This window comes from Falsirhodobacter sp. 1013 (assembly GCF_051195255.1).
Taxonomy (GTDB): Bacteria; Pseudomonadota; Alphaproteobacteria; order Rhodobacterales; family Rhodobacteraceae; genus Falsirhodobacter.
This window is the reverse complement of the sequence record NZ_JBNJLK010000011.1, coordinates 1-15,428: the sequence shown is the minus strand read 5'-3', so window position 1 is coordinate 15,428 and position 15,428 is coordinate 1. Positions and strand designations below refer to the sequence as shown.

Annotated in this window: 16 protein-coding genes and 2 pseudogenes; 10 read left to right on the top strand and 8 right to left on the bottom strand. The window is 66.5% G+C overall.

The annotated features are described in order from the left end of the window. Window positions 1-90 precede the first annotated feature (90 nt). Window positions 91-723 (top strand): annotated as a pseudogene (locus ACSHZY_RS14190) (SDR family NAD(P)-dependent oxidoreductase); the annotation flags it as partial. 61 nt (window positions 724-784) lie between these two features. Beyond that, window positions 785-976, top strand: a pseudogene (locus tag ACSHZY_RS14185) (SDR family NAD(P)-dependent oxidoreductase); the annotation flags it as partial. A 99-nt stretch (window positions 977-1,075) separates the two neighbouring features. On the opposite strand, the gene ACSHZY_RS14180 reads toward ACSHZY_RS14185, so the two are convergent. Next, entirely contained in the window at window positions 1,076-2,410 is a 1,335-nt protein-coding gene (locus ACSHZY_RS14180) for an SLC13 family permease (RefSeq protein WP_435170184.1), read from the bottom strand. A gap of 58 nt (window positions 2,411-2,468) precedes the next feature. Further along, window positions 2,469-3,125, bottom strand: a complete 657-nt coding sequence (locus ACSHZY_RS14175; RefSeq protein WP_435170182.1) for a GntR family transcriptional regulator — start codon at window positions 3,123-3,125, stop codon at window positions 2,469-2,471. Between the two features lie 124 nt (window positions 3,126-3,249). On the opposite strand from ACSHZY_RS14175, the gene mdcA reads away from it, so the two are divergent. Genes mdcA through ACSHZY_RS14140 form a run of 7 tightly spaced genes read left to right on the top strand, consistent with a single transcriptional unit; the run spans window position 3,250 to window position 9,009 of the window. Continuing rightward, window positions 3,250-4,884: a malonate decarboxylase subunit alpha gene (gene mdcA / locus ACSHZY_RS14170; protein ID WP_435170181.1), complete on the top strand. Its 1,635-nt coding sequence runs from the start codon at window positions 3,250-3,252 to the stop codon at window positions 4,882-4,884. 1 nt (window position 4,885) lies between these two features. Continuing rightward, complete coding sequence (mdcC, locus tag ACSHZY_RS14165; protein ID WP_435170179.1) at window positions 4,886-5,203, top strand: malonate decarboxylase acyl carrier protein; 318 nt, start codon at window positions 4,886-4,888, stop codon at window positions 5,201-5,203. Beyond that, window positions 5,200-6,060 (top strand): biotin-independent malonate decarboxylase subunit beta, encoded by an 861-nt coding sequence (locus ACSHZY_RS14160; protein ID WP_435170178.1) that lies wholly within the window; start codon window positions 5,200-5,202, stop codon window positions 6,058-6,060. Before mdcC ends, ACSHZY_RS14160 begins: the two co-directional genes overlap by 4 nt. After that, complete coding sequence (locus ACSHZY_RS14155) at window positions 6,057-6,755, top strand: biotin-independent malonate decarboxylase subunit gamma (RefSeq protein WP_435170176.1); 699 nt, start codon at window positions 6,057-6,059, stop codon at window positions 6,753-6,755. The genes ACSHZY_RS14160 and ACSHZY_RS14155 overlap by 4 nt, the downstream gene beginning before the upstream one ends. Further along, window positions 6,745-7,299, top strand: coding sequence for a phosphoribosyl-dephospho-CoA transferase MdcG domain-containing protein (locus ACSHZY_RS14150; RefSeq protein ID WP_435170174.1), 555 nt, complete (start codon window positions 6,745-6,747; stop codon window positions 7,297-7,299). Before ACSHZY_RS14155 ends, ACSHZY_RS14150 begins: the two co-directional genes overlap by 11 nt. Beyond that, window positions 7,286-8,110: a triphosphoribosyl-dephospho-CoA synthase MdcB gene (gene mdcB, locus ACSHZY_RS14145; protein ID WP_435170172.1), complete on the top strand. Its 825-nt coding sequence runs from the start codon at window positions 7,286-7,288 to the stop codon at window positions 8,108-8,110. The genes ACSHZY_RS14150 and mdcB overlap by 14 nt, the downstream gene beginning before the upstream one ends. Further along, window positions 8,107-9,009, top strand: a complete 903-nt coding sequence (locus ACSHZY_RS14140) for an ACP S-malonyltransferase (protein ID WP_435170170.1) — start codon at window positions 8,107-8,109, stop codon at window positions 9,007-9,009. Before mdcB ends, ACSHZY_RS14140 begins: the two co-directional genes overlap by 4 nt. Before the next feature lie 57 nt (window positions 9,010-9,066). On the opposite strand, the gene ACSHZY_RS14135 is transcribed toward ACSHZY_RS14140, so the two are convergent. From ACSHZY_RS14135 to ACSHZY_RS14125, 3 genes are all read right to left on the bottom strand, one after another. Further along, on the bottom strand, window positions 9,067-9,249 hold the full coding sequence (locus ACSHZY_RS14135; protein WP_435170168.1) for a CsbD family protein: 183 nt from the start codon (window positions 9,247-9,249) through the stop codon (window positions 9,067-9,069). Between the two features lie 103 nt (window positions 9,250-9,352). Beyond that, the gene (locus ACSHZY_RS14130) at window positions 9,353-10,690 is read right to left on the bottom strand and encodes a DUF6880 family protein (RefSeq protein ID WP_435170167.1); all 1,338 of its coding nucleotides are present in this window, start codon (window positions 10,688-10,690) and stop codon (window positions 9,353-9,355) included. 12 nt (window positions 10,691-10,702) lie between these two features. Further along, window positions 10,703-10,951 (bottom strand): hypothetical protein, encoded by a 249-nt coding sequence (locus tag ACSHZY_RS14125; RefSeq protein ID WP_435170165.1) that lies wholly within the window; start codon window positions 10,949-10,951, stop codon window positions 10,703-10,705. Window positions 10,952-11,207: 256 nt separating this feature from the next. Here ACSHZY_RS14125 and ACSHZY_RS14120 point away from each other — a divergent pair, with 256 nt between their 5' ends. Beyond that, window positions 11,208-11,990 (top strand): SDR family oxidoreductase, encoded by a 783-nt coding sequence (locus ACSHZY_RS14120; RefSeq protein WP_435170300.1) that lies wholly within the window; start codon window positions 11,208-11,210, stop codon window positions 11,988-11,990. A 4-nt stretch (window positions 11,991-11,994) separates the two neighbouring features. On the opposite strand, the gene ACSHZY_RS14115 is transcribed toward ACSHZY_RS14120, so the two are convergent. From ACSHZY_RS14115 to ACSHZY_RS14105, 3 genes are read right to left on the bottom strand one after another with little or no spacing between them, the layout of a single operon-like run. Continuing rightward, window positions 11,995-12,702 carry an FkbM family methyltransferase gene (locus ACSHZY_RS14115; protein ID WP_435170163.1) on the bottom strand — a complete coding sequence of 236 codons (708 nt, stop codon included), beginning with the start codon at window positions 12,700-12,702 and terminating at the stop codon, window positions 11,995-11,997. Continuing rightward, entirely contained in the window at window positions 12,699-14,666 is a 1,968-nt protein-coding gene (locus ACSHZY_RS14110) for a putative bifunctional diguanylate cyclase/phosphodiesterase (RefSeq protein WP_435170161.1), read from the bottom strand. Before ACSHZY_RS14110 ends, ACSHZY_RS14115 begins: the two co-directional genes overlap by 4 nt. Before the next feature lie 6 nt (window positions 14,667-14,672). After that, a complete protein-coding gene (locus ACSHZY_RS14105) occupies window positions 14,673-15,161 on the bottom strand; it encodes a molybdopterin-dependent oxidoreductase (protein WP_435170159.1) in 489 nt (162 codons plus the stop codon). Window positions 15,162-15,428: the final 267 nt, after the last annotated feature.

Below are 15,428 nucleotides of genomic sequence, written 5' to 3'. Positions count from 1 at the left end.
GCCTGGCTTATTGCGCAGCAATTGGAACTGCGAAGGACCTCGTCGGCCTAAAGACGGAACACAATCCGCAAGGTCCGGCGTCCGCGGATCATGCGCAGGCATCCTGTCACATGCGCGACCGCCCCGCCGGGGCCAAGGCATTCCGCCCTCTCCTCCTGCGGAACAGGCACCTTTTCGTGTCTTCTTGCCGTTCCCATCCCCGCCCTCCCTTATCCGGGACCGACATGCAGAAAGGGATCGGTCATGGATACACGGCTTCGGGGAAAGGTCGCACTCGTGACCGGCAGCAGCAAGGGGATCGGGAAAGGTACCGCGCGGAGCCTTGCACGGGAGCGCGCCGTGGTCGTGGTTCATGGCCGCGATCGTCCGTTCGCAGAGGAGGTGGCCGCCCGGCAGATCGTCGCCCAAGGTGGTCAAGCCTGCGCTGCCACCGGCGATCTGACCTCTGACGTGCAGGTCGCAGCCTTGGTGGAGGCCGCAAGCGCGGCGGTGGGTGGGATCGACATCCTCGTGAACAACGCGGGCGGATCGGGCGCGGGCGGTGATTGGGAAACCGCCGACCCGGCCGACTGGGTTTCGGCCTATGATCGCAAGGTGCTGGCCACGGTGCGGACGACAATGGCAGTGCTGCCCCGGATGCGTGCCGCGCGGTGGGGCCGGATCATCAACATCTCCAGCTTGGCGGGCCTGATGCCGCCTGCCGTCAAGCCCGGCTACTCCGCCGCCAAGGCGGCGATGAACGCGATGTCGTCCTCCTTGGCCAAGGCCGTCGCGGCCGAGGGGGGTGACCGTGAACACGATCTCCCCCGGCACGATCCACAGCGCCCGGCGCAAGGCGCGGTTCCGGGAGGTCGCGGCCGGGCAGGACATCTCAAAGGACCTTCCGCGGGCCAAGATGGAGGCGGCCGTGCTGCCGCTGTGCGGCCAGATCCCCTTGGGCCGCGTGCGCACGGTGGAGGAAATCTCCGCCGCCGGCGCGTTCCTGGTCAGCCCCCGCGCGGCCTACATCGCCGGATCGAACCTGCGGCTCGACGGGGCATGCTGCCGGTCGCCTGAGAACCCGGGTGACCGTTTCTTACAGCCAGCCCGGCAGCACGAACACGATCCACGCCAGCAGGGGACCGGCCGCGACAACCAGCCCGCTGTAGATCAGAAGGGTGCGGAAGAAACGCTCCTTGTCCACGTTCTGCGCGTTGGCCACGACCAGCGCCCCGTTGGTGGAGAAGGGCGACACGTCGACGATGGTGGAGGACACGGCCAGCGCCGCGATCATGCCGGGGGTGCCAACCTCGCCCGTCAGCAGGAAGGGCACGGCCAGGGGGATGGTGGCCCCCAGCACCCCGACCGAGGACGCGAAGGCCGACACGATCCCGCCGATGTAGCACAGCAGCAGGGCCACCAGCAGCGGGACGGCCAGGGACGCGACGCCGTTGGCTACGTAGTCGATGGCCCCCGCCTCTTGCAGAACACCGACATAGGTGATGACGCCGGCGATCAGCAGGACGGTGGGCCATGCCACCTTGTCGATCGCGCCCTTCTGGCCGCGCGGGCAGACCAGCGCCAGCACCACCGCCACGCACATCGCCACAAGGCCGACGTTCAGGCTGAAGGCCAGCGACAGGATCGCCAGCATGGCAAGGCCCAGCATGGTCAGCGTCTGTTCCGTGTCGGGACGCCCCGAGGGCTGCACCTCGCGCAGTTCGCGTTCGCGGTCGCGGGGATCGGCGGCTTCATGCCCGCCATGGCCGCGGATGTCGACGGACACGCCGGGGCCGAAGGTTTCCGCAGACCCGCCCGCCGCGACGCTGGTGCTGCGGTGGCCGCCCAGGGCGAAGAAGGCGACTATGGCGATCAGCAGGTTGAAGATCAGGCTGGCCAGGAACAGCGTGATCTCATCCCCCGGCAGGCCGGCGCGTTCGACCACCTGGTTGGTGATGCCGCCATAGATGCTGATGGGGGAAAAGCCGCCGCCCTGCGCGCCGTGGATAACCATGATGCCCATCAGAAGCGGGTTGATCGCGTATTGCGCGGCAAAGCGCAGGGCGATGGGTGCGATGATGGCCACGGCGGCGGGGCTGACGGCCCCGATCGCGGTCAGCAGCGCCGCCACGAAGAACATCACCCACGGGATCGCGGCGATGCGTCCCCGCACGCCGCGCACGCAGGCCTGCACCAGCCAGTCGATGGTGCCGTTGTTCTGGGCGATGCCGAACAGGTAGGTGATCCCCACCAGCGTGACGAACAGGTCCCCCGGAAAGCCGCCCAAGATGTCGTTCGCGCCCATCCCGACAAAGACCGTGCCGATCAGGAAGGCCAGCGCGAAGCCAAGCGCCCCCATGTTGATCGGCAAGGCCGTCGCGACGACGAACATCACCCCGAGGCCGAGGATCGTGGCCAGTTGTGCAGACATGTCTTCCTCCCTTGTTGTGGACGCGCGGTCCGGCCTCCCAACCGGATCGCCCCGCGCGTCAGTCCTTTTCGGGTTTGAGGTAGCGGGCGAGCGAGGTGCCCGCGTTCAGCATGTGTTCGCGCATGGCGCGGGCGGCCTCCTCCGGCTCCCCGCGCGTCATGGCGCGCAGGATGGCGCCGTGTTCGGCCAGAGAGGTGTGAAGGCGCTGCGGATAGCGCAGTTGCGTGCGGCGGAACGGCAGCAGCCGCGCGCGCAGGGCCAGCGCCTGTTCCAACAGAAAGCCGTTCTGCGTCGCCTTGTAGAGACCTTCGTGAAAGGCAAGGTTGAAGCCATCATAAGCCTCCACGTCGCCCGCCTTGGCGGCGGCGCCCGAGGCGTCGTGCAGTTCGGCAAGCGCGGCGCGTTCCAGCCCGGTGATGCGGTGGGTGGCCAGACGGGTGCACATCACCTCGATCTCGGCCGTGACCTCGAACATCTCCAGCAGGCGGGGCAGGGTCATGGGCAGGACGATCGCGCCGCGCCGGGGGCGGATCTCGATCAGCCCGGCGGCTTCCACCTGCCGCAGCGCTTCGCGGACGGGGGTGCGGGACGCGCCAAAGCGGTCCGCCAGAACCGCCTCGTCGAGCACGGTGCCGGGGGCCAGCGCGCCGGTGGAGATGTCGTCCATCAGGGACAACCGGATCCGTTCGCTGAGCGGGCCTTCGGGTTCGGACACGCGACTCTCCCTCTTCCTGTTCCTGTATGCAGTCAGGATCATGCACGCGTCAACGGAATACAAAGCTTGCCGTATGAGGCACGTAGGCATACGATAACAGTATCCGACATGCGGGAGGTGCTGGATGAAGGAATGGAACCACCTGGGTCGCAACCGCGATGCGCGGATGGAACGGGCCGCCGCGCTGACCCAAGGCAAGACCGTTCAGGCCGCCGCCATCGGTGATCTGCTGGCGCGGGTGATCGAACCCGGCGACCGCGTCTGCATCGAAGGGAACAACCAGAAGCAGGCCGACTTCCTTGCACTGGCCCTTGCACGGCTGGATCCGGCGGTGGTGCACGACCTGCACATCGTGCAGTCGGTTCTGGCGCTGCCCGCGCATCTGGACGTGTTCGAAGCGGGGGTCGCGTCGAAACTGGACTTCTCCTTCTCGGGTCCGCAGGCGGCACGGCTGGCGCGGCTTTTGTCGGCGGGGCAGTTGAAGATCGGCGCGATCCACACGTATCTGGAGCTGTTCGGACGCTACTTCACCGACCTGACGCCGCGCGTCAGCCTTGTCTGCGCGGCCGAGGCGGACGCCGACGGCAACCTTTACACCGGCGGCAACACCGAGGACACGCCCGTGATCGTGGAAGCGACAGCCTTCCGGCGCGGCATCGTGATCGCGCAGGTCAACCGCATCGTGGACAAGGTGCCGCGCGTGGACATCCCCGGCGACTGGGTGGATTTCGTGGTGCAAAGCCCGAAACCCCATTACATCGAGCCGCTGTTCACCCGCGACCCCGCCCAGATCTCGGAGATCCAGGTGCTGATGGCGATGATGGCCATCAAGGGGATCTATGCCGAATACGGGGTGAAGCGGCTGAACCACGGCATCGGCTTCGACACGGCGGCGATCGAACTGCTGCTGCCGACCTATGCCGAAAGCCTGGGCCTGCGCGGCAAGATCGCGACCCACTGGGCGCTGAACCCGCACCCCGCGCTGATCCCCGCAATCGAGGCGGGCTTCGTGGAAAGCGTGCATTCCTTCGGGTCGGAACTGGGGATGGAGGAGTATATCCGCGCGCGGCCGGACGTGTTCTTCACCGGTCCCGACGGGTCCATGCGGTCGAACCGCGCCCTCAGCCAGACGGCCGGCCTTTACGCCTGCGACATGTTCATCGGATCAACGTTGCAGATCGACCTGCAGGGCAACAGCTCCACCGCCACTCTGGGCCGGATCGCGGGCTTTGGTGGCGCGCCGAACATGGGATCGGACGCGCGGGGCCGGCGGCACGGCACGCCAGCATGGCTGCGCGCGGGCCAGGAGGCGGGCCAGGGCGGGTTCCGCGGCCGCAAGCTGGTCGTGCAGATGGTGGAAACCTTCCGCGAACACATGGCCCCCGCCTTCGTGGAAAAGCTGGACGCGTGGGAACTGGCCGAAAGCGCCGGCCTCGATCTGCCGCCGGTGATGATCTATGGCGACGACGTGACCCATATCCTGACGGAAGAAGGGATCGCGAACCTCCTGCTGTGCCGGAACGAGGAGGAGCGCGAACAGGCGATCCGCGGGGTGGCGGGCTACACCGCCGTGGGCTTGGGCCGGGACAAGCGGATGGTGGAAAACCTGCGCGACCGCGGCGTGATCCGCCGGCCCGCCGATCTGGGCGTGGACCCGCGGATGGCCACGCGCGACCTTCTGGCGGCCAGGACGATGAAGGACCTCGTCCGCGCCTCGGGCGGCTTGTACGACCCGCCCGCCAAATTCAGGAGCTGGTGACATGGAACGGCTTGAATACGACTTTTCGGGCGGCAAGCCCGTCGCGGCACGAAACGCGCCGGTGCTGGCGGGCGTCCTCGGATCGGGCAACCTTGAGGTGCTGGTGGAACCGGCGGACCTGAACGGTGCGGTGCGGGTGGAGATCGACACCGCCGCGCGCGGCTTCGGCGCGATCTGGCAGGCGGTGCTGGCCGACGTGTTCGGCCGCTGGCAGATCGGCAACATCCGCGTCAGCATCAACGATGCCGGGGCGACGCCGGCCGTGGTGGCGCTGCGGCTGGATCAGGCGCTTCAGGATTACACCGGGGGTGCGGCATGACCAGCTGGTCCGAAGCCACCGCCCGTCAGCGCATCACGGGCCTTCTGGACGCGGGCAGCTTTTCCGAGTTCGTTCCGCCCGAAGCGCGGCTGTCCAGCCCGCATCTGCGCGAACTCGGCCAGCCCGCCGCTTTCGACGATGGTGTGGCCGTGGGGCAGGGATTGCTCAAGGGCCAGCCCGTGCTGATCGCGGCACAGGAAGGCGCCTTCATGGGCGGCGCCATCGGCGAGGTGCATGGCGCCAAGATCACGGGCCTTCTGGAACGCGCACGCCGCGAAAGGCTTCCCGTGCTGCTGGCGCTGGAATCGGGTGGCGTGCGCCTGCACGAGGCGAATGCCGGCCTGATCGCGGTGTCAGAAATCATGCGCGCCATCCTGTCCTGCCGCGCGGCGGGGGTGCCCGTGATCGTGCTGAACGGCGGCCGCGTGGGCGTCTTCGGCGGCGCGGGCATCGCGACCTGCCTGTGCGACGCGGTCCTCATGTCCGAGGATGCGCGCCTTGGCCTGTCCGGCCCCGAGGTGATCGAGACGACGATGGGGGTGGAGGAGTTCGACGCCGCCGATCGCGCGCTGGTGTGGCGTGTGACCGGCGGAAAGAACCGCGCCATCCTGGGGGAGGTGACGCTGGTGGACGATGACATCGCCGCCTTCCGCGACGCGATCCGGCTGGAGGCGACGCCGCTGGATCTGGATGCGGTGGAGGCCGAGCACGCCCGTCTGGCCGCGCGGATGGAACGGTTCGGCGGTATGGAGGATGCGCTGGACATCTGGACCGCCTTGGGGATCGAAACGCCGGAAAAGGTCCCCCTGATGGATACCCATGCCTTCCACGCCGCCGTGAAAGGAAAAACCGCATGACACCCGAGAATCTTCTGTCGCACCTGTTCCCGAATGGCCACGACGTCACCTTCGACGGCGAATATTTCGCAGGCCCGGCCGGGGAGGTGTCCGTCATCGGCACCCGCGACCGTGCGGCCATCGGCGCCGCCTTGTCCTTCCGCATGGCGGGAGAGGTGCTGCGCATCTGTCGCGAACATCCCGGCCGCCCGATCCTTCTGCTGGTCGACACGCTGGGCCAGAAGATGAGCCGTCGGGACGAGACGATCTGCCTCAACGCCTATATCGCGCATCTGGCGAAGTGTCTGGACGTCGCGCGGCGGCGGGGGCACCGGATCATCGGGCTGGTCTATGGCGAGGCGGTGAGCGCGGGCTTCCTGTCCTCCTCCATGCTGGCCGATGCGTGCTATGCCCTGCCGGGGGCGGAGGTGAAGGTGATGAACCTGCCCGCCATGTCCCGCGTGACGAAGATCCCGCTGGAACGGTTGGAGGAATTGTCCACCACCTCGGCCGTGTTCGCGCCAGGGGTGGCGAATTACATCGCGATGGGCGCGGTGCGCGGCGTGTGGGAGGGGGATCTGGCCCGCTGCCTGCAGGACGCGCTGGCCGACCACGACGACCCCGACACGGACCGCCGGCGCGAGGATGGCGAGGCACGGGGCGGTCGCACGCTGGCCCGCCGCGTGTCCGCACATGTGCGCGGCGATGCGGCCTGACCGGCACAGCTTCGTCTGGCTGTCGCCGGACGTGCCGCTGCCCGAGCTGGCGGCGGAATGGCGCGAAGAGGGGCGGCCGTTCATCGTCGCCTCCTCCCGCCCCGGGGATGGGGACGACACGGTCCGGCTGGGGCTGGCGCTGCCGGGCCGCCAACGCCTTGGTCTGCATCTGCCGCAGACCGCGCTGATCCGGGTGGAACCCGCGCCCTTGCTGGAGGATCTGCGGGACGTCCATCCTCCATGGACGCGGCGCCTCGACGAGATCGTGGCGATCGCAAGGGTGCAGGCCTATGGCTCGCTGGCCTGGCAGGCGATGACGGGGCTGACCTATCTGCACGCAGGGTCGGACATCGACCTGCTGGTGGGGCCGGACGCCGGGGTTGTGGACGCCTTGCTGGCCCTGCCGCAGGACCCACGGCTGGATGGAGAGGTTCGGCTGACCGACGGCCGCGCCGTCACCATACGGGAATTCAACGCCCCGAGATGGCTCGTGAAGGGCCATGGCGGCCCTTGGCTTCGGGAGGCCGGCCTTGACCTTTCATAGCACCCGTACCGACATTTCCGGCCGCATCGGTCTGGCCGCCATCCGTGCCCTGCACGCCGAGGTGGCGCTGCATCCGAAGCCCGGTCTGGTCACCCCCCGCGACAACGGGGCGCATCGGGACATGGACATGACCACCTTTCTGCGCAGCCTGTTCGCCTTGCGCAGCTATTTCATCCGTATCGCGCGCGCGGGGGCAGAGGGAGCGCCATTCGCCGACCTTCAGCGGCTGGGCATCGCGGCAGAGGCGCGGATGCTGGCGGCGACCGGTGGCATCAACACGCATCGCGGCGCCATCTTCAGCCTGGGGCTTCTGGCGGCGGCGGCGGGTTGGCGGATGCAGCGCGGAATGGGGGCGACACAGCTGTGCCAGACGGTTGCGGATCGCTGGGGCACGGAGATCCGCAGCATGGCATCGGATCCATCCTCTCACGGCACACGTGCGAGGCGCCGCCATGGCGTGTCCGGCGCGCGGGGCGAAGCGGCCGCGGGTTTCCCGCTGCTGCGCGACCTGGTGCATCCGGCCTTGGAACGTGCCCTGCCCCAAGGAGTGCAGGCCGCGCAGGTGCAGGCGCTGTTCACCGCCATGGCGCATCTGGCCGACACGAACCTGCTTCACCGCGGGGGCACCGAGGGGCTTGCGCTGGTGCAGGCCGAGGCGCGCACGTTCCTTGAAGGCGGCGGCGTCTTCGCCCCCGGCTGGCAGGGGAGGGCCGAGGCCCTGCACCGGACCTTCGTCGCGCGGAACCTGTCGCCTGGTGGATCGGCTGACATGCTGGCCTGCGCGATCTTTCTGCACAGGCCGGTCGCATGACGCTTGCCTATCTGTTTCCCGGCCAGTCGGGGCAGGGCGCGGACGCCTTGCGGAACGCGCTGCAACAGGACGCCGCCCGTTCCATCCTGTCCGATCTGGCCCGCGTGATCGGCCTGTCGGCCGAGGATCTTCTGGCGGGGCCAGAGGAGCGCTTGTTCGAGAACGCCATCGCCCAGCCCCTCGTCTGCGCCTTGGAACTGGCCGGCGCAGCTCTTCTGGCGGAACACGCGCCAGAGGTGGGTGCCGGTTACAGCATCGGGGAACTTGCGGCCTATGGCGTGGCGGGGGCGTTGGCACCCCACGATGTGCTGCGTCTGGCACGGCTGAGGGCCGAGGCCATGGACGCCGCGACAACCGCGGCACCCGGCATGGCCGCCGTCCGGGGCGTCTTGTTGACGGAGCTTGAGCCCTGCCTGTCCGAGGGCGCCTTCATCGCGATCCGGAACGGGGCGGACCGATGCGTTCTTGCCGGACTGGCCGAGGCGGTTGCGGAGAGCGGTGCACGGGCGGAAAGGCGCGGCGCCACGGTCACGCCACTTGCGGTGCGCGTCGCGTCCCACACGCCGTTGATGGCGGAAGCTGTGCCTGTATTCCGCAAGGCGCTGGAGGCCGCCGACTTCCGCACCCCCACCGTACGCGTTCTGGCTGGCATTGATGGATCGCCTGTGCTGTCGCGGGAACGCGCGATTGACACCTTGTCGCGGCAACTCGCGGAACCGGTGGACTGGGCCGCTTGCATGAACGGCCTTGAGGAGGCAGGGGTGACCCGGGCCTTGGAACTGCCGCCCGGCAGCGCATTGACGCGGATGCTGCGCGACGCCGTGCCGATCCCCGCCCGCGCGATGGCGGAGTTTCGGAGCGCGGCTGGGGTGGCGGCTTGGCTGGAGCGGCAGATCTGACCGGAATATGAAACAAGGCCCCGCGGATGCGGGGCCGTTGCTTTCGAACCGGACGTTTCAGATGTCGTCGCCCAGCTTGCCCTTGACGGTGCCGGCCACGTCCTGCGCCGCGCCTTTGGCCTTCTGGGCCTTGCCTTCGGCTTGCAGGTCGGGATTGTCCGTCGCTTTGCCGATGCTGTCCTTCACGCCGCCTGCGGCCTTGTTGGCAGCGGCCTTGGCCTTGTCGGTAAACTCGCCCATGGGAAAAATCCTTTCCGTTTGCATGACGTTCGGAGGGCAAACGTGGTCACAAGGCATTCGTTCCGTTGATGCAGGGCCGATCACGCGGACGTGCAGACAGCCCTTACGACACTTTCGCCCAGAAGTGCCGCCTGCGGCCATGGGCGCGGCGCAGCCGGACCATGAAGGACAAGTGATCCGGAACATTGGCGTAATCCGCGATGAACGCATCGGCCGCCGCGCAGGCCAGCAACTGGTCCGCTGCCCGGCGGTCGTCCCCCGTCTTTCCGCGCCGCAGGGCGGCCACGATCACGGCGCGCCGCAACAGGACGCTGGCCAGTGGATGTCCCCCCTCCAGCGCATTGGCGGCGCGGATCAGGAGGTCTGGATCGTCCGCGTCCAGCTTGTCATGCCGCGCCTGCACGAGAAATGCGGCGGTCGCCGGATCCCGCGAGTCGAGGAAGAACTGAACGGCCGCGTTCAGGTCGGCGTGGGTGCGTGCGAGGGTCCGCGCCTTGTCCTCCGCCTCGATGTCGTCGAAGTCGGGAAGAAGGCGCAAGTAGCGGCGCAGGATGTCGGCGTCGGGACGTCTGCCAAACGCGTTCCACAAGAAGTCCTTCAGATCCCCCTTGCGGTTCAGGGATTCGAGGCAAGCGACATAGGCGTTGTCCAGCGCGGCCCCCCGGCCTGCGGCCATTGCCCGTTCGACAAGGGCCAGCGCATCCCCGGCCCGGTTTGCGGCCAGAAGACGATCCGCCACCTCGGCCGCCACGACGGAGTCCGTCAACTGCTTGGCGGTGAACCCGGCGATATAGGCGTCCACATCGCCCTGCACATCCGCGATGTCGCGCAGCAGCGCACCCAAGGGAAGCGGGCGCGCCTTGTCGGGTTGCGCGGAGGCGCGACGCTTCAGATGCTCCAGCCCCTCCGGCCCAAGGGCGCCGGCAAGGGCGCGGATGCCACCTGCAAACGCACCCGCCGCATCGTGGCGCAAGGCCTCGAACAGAAGGTCGGCCAGCGTTGCGGGCGGAAGGGTCAGATGCGGGGCCAGCCGCGCGACGGCTTCCATCACATCCCCGAACGCCTCGGCCAGATGGCCCGCGGTGTCATCCGTGCGTTCCAGCACGCCGGGGGCCAGATGCAACAGCTCCCACAGCAGCTCGAAGGCAAGGGTAGGATCCGTGGGGGCCACGACGGTCTCGATCAGCGCCACAAAGCTGCGAATCTCCTTGGCAAAGGTACGGTGGGTCTTGCGGGACAGGTATCCCTTGGCCTGCCGGATCGAGGCGTAGCGCTTGCGAAGATCGCGCGTCACGTCCTCGGTCCCCTGATGCGCGCTCAGCTCCAGCCGCAGCCGGCGCTGCAGGTCGGCGCGGCCCTTCGTCACCTCGATCAGCAACTCCGCCAGCCGGTCCGTGCCCAGCACCGAAAGGTTCTTCTTGTTGAGCGCCTTGGCCGCCACCGTTCTTCCCCGTCACCGCATCCGCACGACGCGCAACAGCGACGCCAGAAACCGCCAGATCAGCGCCACCACAATGATCCTGAACACCAAGCCGAGGATGGTGCCGATCTTCATGCCGAAAAGTGTGCAGATCATCAGGATCGCGACCAACCCCAGGGCGATCTGCTCTTTCAGCGAATGGTCCTCAGAAAAATTTGGCCCCAGCACCAGGAAGCCGGCGGAACCGCCGACAAGAGCTGTCAAGATCAGCAAGCGAGACATGATCCCTCCGTTCGCGCCCGGCGTGTCTTGGGGATATACGCAAAGGCGGGGGAAGGCGACAGGCCCTTTCCCCGTCCGGCCGGATCGGGGGCAACGCCGATGCCCTTGGCCGCGAGACGGTACCCGCTTCTTAAGCTTTCGGAAAATTCAAATCCATATTACCCATTCTTCAAGCAGGTCCTGGCGGGCCGCCGTGGCTTCTTTTGACGCCGGTGGCAGTGAACCCCACGGACCGATCTGGCACGGGATGAGGCAGATGGAGAGGACGGACATGGCGGCACTTGTGACGGGGGCGGGCCGGCGGATCGGCCGCGCGATGGCGCTTCATCTGGCGCAGCGCGGCTTCGACGTGGCCGTCCACTATTCCCGGTCGAGTGATGAAGCGCTGGAGGTCGTTGCCGACATCCGCGCGATGGGCCGACGGGCCGCGGCGGTTCAGGCCGATCTTCTGGACGAGGATGCGACGCAGGGCCTGATCGGTCGTGCCGCTGCCGCCGTGGGGCCGCTGACCGTTCTGGTGAACAACGCCTCCATCTTCGAGGAGGACAGTCTGGCCACGGCCACGCGCAGCAGCTGGGACCGCCACATCGGTTCCAACCTGCGGGCGCCGTTCGTCCTGATCCAGAGGTTCGCGGAGCAGGTTCCGGAAGCCGCCAGCGACGGTGAACCGCTGGCGCGCGGGCTGGTCGTGAACATGGTGGATCAGCGGGTGCACAAGCTGACGCCCCAGTTCATGACCTACACGCTGGCAAAGGCGGGCCTTTGGACACTGACGCGGACGGCGGCGCAGGCCCTTGCCCCCCATGTGCGGGTGAACGCGATCGGCCCGGGGCCCACGCTGGCCGGTGCCCGCCAATCGGCCGAGGATTTCAACCGTCAGCGGGCCGCGACGGTGCTGGGGCGCGGGGCCACGACGCAGGACATCACCGCCGCGTTGGATTATCTTCTCAACGCCCGCGCGGTGACCGGGCAGCTTATCTGCCCGGACGGAGGTCAGCATCTGGCTTGGGAAACGCCGGACGTGGTAGGGGTCGAGTAGACCCCTATCCGCAATAGGGCCGGATCTGTCCGTCATCCCGCAGGAACAGGACGCAGGGCCCGGAAGACTGGCGCGGATCGTAGGAGAAGCCGAGGCGGTCCATGGAGGCGAAGATCTCCCGCACGCCGGAAAGGCCGTACAGGTGATCGTGCAGTTCCAAGAAGACGCGATCCACGCCCTCCAGCGCCGCCGCGCCCAGGATCTGACGCTCCGCCCCTTCCACATCCATCACGAGCACGTTGACCGACTGAGCGGCGATGAAGTCGTCAATGTTGGACGATTCCACTTGGATCGTGCTCTCGTAGGGGCCTTGGCTTTCGATCATCGACGACATCCAGAAGTCGCGGCGCATGTAGAAGACATGCGACGCTGGCGCACCCGCCGACAGCATGCCATGGGCGAAGATCACGTTGTCGACCTTGTTGGCCTGCGCCACACGCCGCGCCATCGCGACGGTGTCGGGATTGGCGTCGAACGACCAGATGCGCACGCCCGGTGTCTGCGCCAGAACCGTCGTGATGATCCCGAGGCCGGACCCCAGTTCCAGCACGCGATCCCCCGGGCGCAGCAGTTCCTTGGCCAGCCGCGCTTCCTTGGCTTCGTATTCCGCGCTTTGCAGCGCCTGCCAGATGATCGGCGACACCTCGGTTTCGGCGATGGGCACGTGCAGGCCGTGAAGCGTCAGCGAGACTTCGGGACGAGGCGGGGTCATAGGGTCGTCTCCAGATCATGGGCGCCACCTTCGCGAAGATGGCCGAGTTGAGATTTCAGAACAGGTCGCCCGAAAAGGAACCCTTGCGCAAGGTCGCAGCCAAGGCGGCGGACGGCTTCGTGCTGATCCGCCGTCTCGATCCCCTCGATGATCACCGTCTTGCCCAGAAGGTGCCCCAGATCGTTCACCAGCCTCACCAGCGCTTCGGCTTCGCGATCCCAGACGATATCGCGCACGAAGCCCTTGTCGAGCTTGATCGTGTCAAACGGAATGTCTCGCAGAACCGCCAGCGAGGAATAGCCCGTGCCGAAATCGTCCATGGCCACCGTCACGCCGAACAACCGCAGGTCATTGAGGGCGAGGAAGACTTCCTCCCGATTGTTCAGCAGCACGGATTCGGTGATTTCCAATTCCAGCCGCTTCGGATCAAGGCCGGTGATGTCCAAGATGTCCCGGACGACGTCCAGGATGTCCGGGGATTGAAGTTGCAGAGATGACAGGTTCACCGCGATCTTCAGAGGCGGCTGCCATGTCGCCGCTTCGGCGCAGGCTTCCGTCAGGATCAACCGGCCGAGTTCCCGGATAAGGCCGATCTCTTCGGCCAAGGGGATGAAGATGTCGGGCGGAATGTCGCCGCGGGTCGGGTGGTTCCAGCGGGCCAGAGCCTCCAACCCCGCCGGCCTTGTCGTGCGGACATCGACCTGAACCTGATAGGCCACCTCGAACGTCCGGCGCGCGATCGCGTGGCGCAGATCGTTTTCAAGGGCTTTGCGATCGTCGAATTCGTCCTGCATGTAGTCTTCGAACAGGCAGACACGATCTTGGTCCGACGCCTTGGCGCGATACAGGGCGATGTCCGCGCGCTTGAACAGCAGCTGCGCATCGACATCGAAGGGCATTTCCACATTCGCCACCCCGATCGAACATCCGATTTCCACCCGCCGGTCCGACAGCTGATAAGGCGCCGCGATATCTACCGCCAGGTTGCGGGCATATGCGAGACTCTGTTCCGCCGTCCGGCCGAACAGAAGGCAGGCGAATTCATCGCCACCCAAGCGGCAGAACATGTGGGGTTTCACGCTGAAGCGACGCATGCGCTCGCTGACCTGATGCAGCAGCAGGTCACCGAAGTCGTGGCCCATCATGTCGTTGATCATCTTGAAGTCGTCAAGGTCCAGCAGCAACAGGCTCACGGACATGCTTTTATCGGAAAAGGCGTGGAGGGCTGACTCCAGCTCGTTCCAGAAGAGGGTGCGGTTGGGAAGGGCCGTCAGCGCGTCATGATGGGCGGCGTATTCAAGGCTGCGGTTCTTGTCCCGCAACTCGTTCCCGGCGGCGTTCAGGCTTTCGTTCAGGACCTTGCCCTGCTTTTGCGCCAGACGCAGCAGGTGGTTGTGGCGCATCAGAAGCACCAGCAGTCCGAACCAGCACAGGATCAGAACGCTTACCACCAGAAGGTAGATCAGGTGCAGCCGTTCAAGCGCTTTCAGGTTGCCTTCGACCAGCGCCCAGCTCTGCTGCACGCTTTGGGACGAAAGATTGGTCAGTGCCCCCGCCTGAACGTGCATGCGCTCAAGAACGGTCAGCATCTGACCGGCATTCAGGCTTTCCAAAGTTGCGTCAAGCTCGTCCACGAGGGAGATGAAATCGGAGACCGTTTGCCGGCGCGCGGATGTCTCCTCGAGGAATGTCTTCAGCGATCCTTCATGCAGAGAGTTCAGACGGCTGATCACGATGTCCAGACGCAGCCGCACGTCGGACAGCGGCACCTGCGGATCCGGCAGGGCATGAAGGGCCATTGTACCTTCCAGCCGCAACAGTTCCTGGACCGTCTGGCTCAGCGCCCAGGCATCGTTGTGATGGGCCACGCGACGAAGCACCGACTGGCGATCGTTGACGGTGCTGGACAGATAGATCGTCGCGGCAATGAACACGGCGATGAGGACACTGAGGACTCGCGTCACGATCTGCTACCTGATGCTGAGGCGTGTCACTTGCCAGGCGGAGCGGGAATAGTAAGTCTGCGTTTCGAGCCGATCTTCACGGTCAAAAGGATAGATGACGAAAATGGGCCCTTTGTCCCGGACGGTCATGTCGCGGCCGTTCACCTTCATGGCCAAGATGACACCTGTGTCCTTGGCGTCCGACACCGGTATGTCGGTTTCATAGTCGTTCAGCGCGACCGCCTTGATCATGTCGCCCTGCGCGCCCACCCGTTCCAGCACAGCCGCAAGCGGCGCGCCGGAGAAGGTCATCTTCCCGTCAAACCACGGGGTGCCGGTGGTGACGTCCACCACACCCAGGCCTTCCAGCATTTTTCGGTCAAACTGCGCGGTGCCGTCCACGTTCGTATGGGCGATGGCGCCGTCGATTGTCAGGATCACCTCCCCTTGCGGGGTGGGAAGGTCTTGGGCGCTTGCGGTCGTGACAAGGCCGGTCAACCAGAAGGCTGCCGCCATCAGAGGTAGGAATCGAAGGGCGGACATCTGGTTCCGGCACTCCATGTTGAGGGCAGATCTGCTTGTCTGGCCGTTTGCGATCTGATCCTGCGCAAAACTTCACAGGGGCGCTTCGTGTGTTCCTATCGTGGACAAGTTTCGCGGCCGTTAACATGGATAAATGCGAGAATCGCCAAACACTCTGACAATTGCCCTCCGTTCTCTTGCCTCTTCAGCCAACGTGGAACAGGGTTGCGAAGAGTTTCGGGTCGAGGCTGGCCTGGGCGA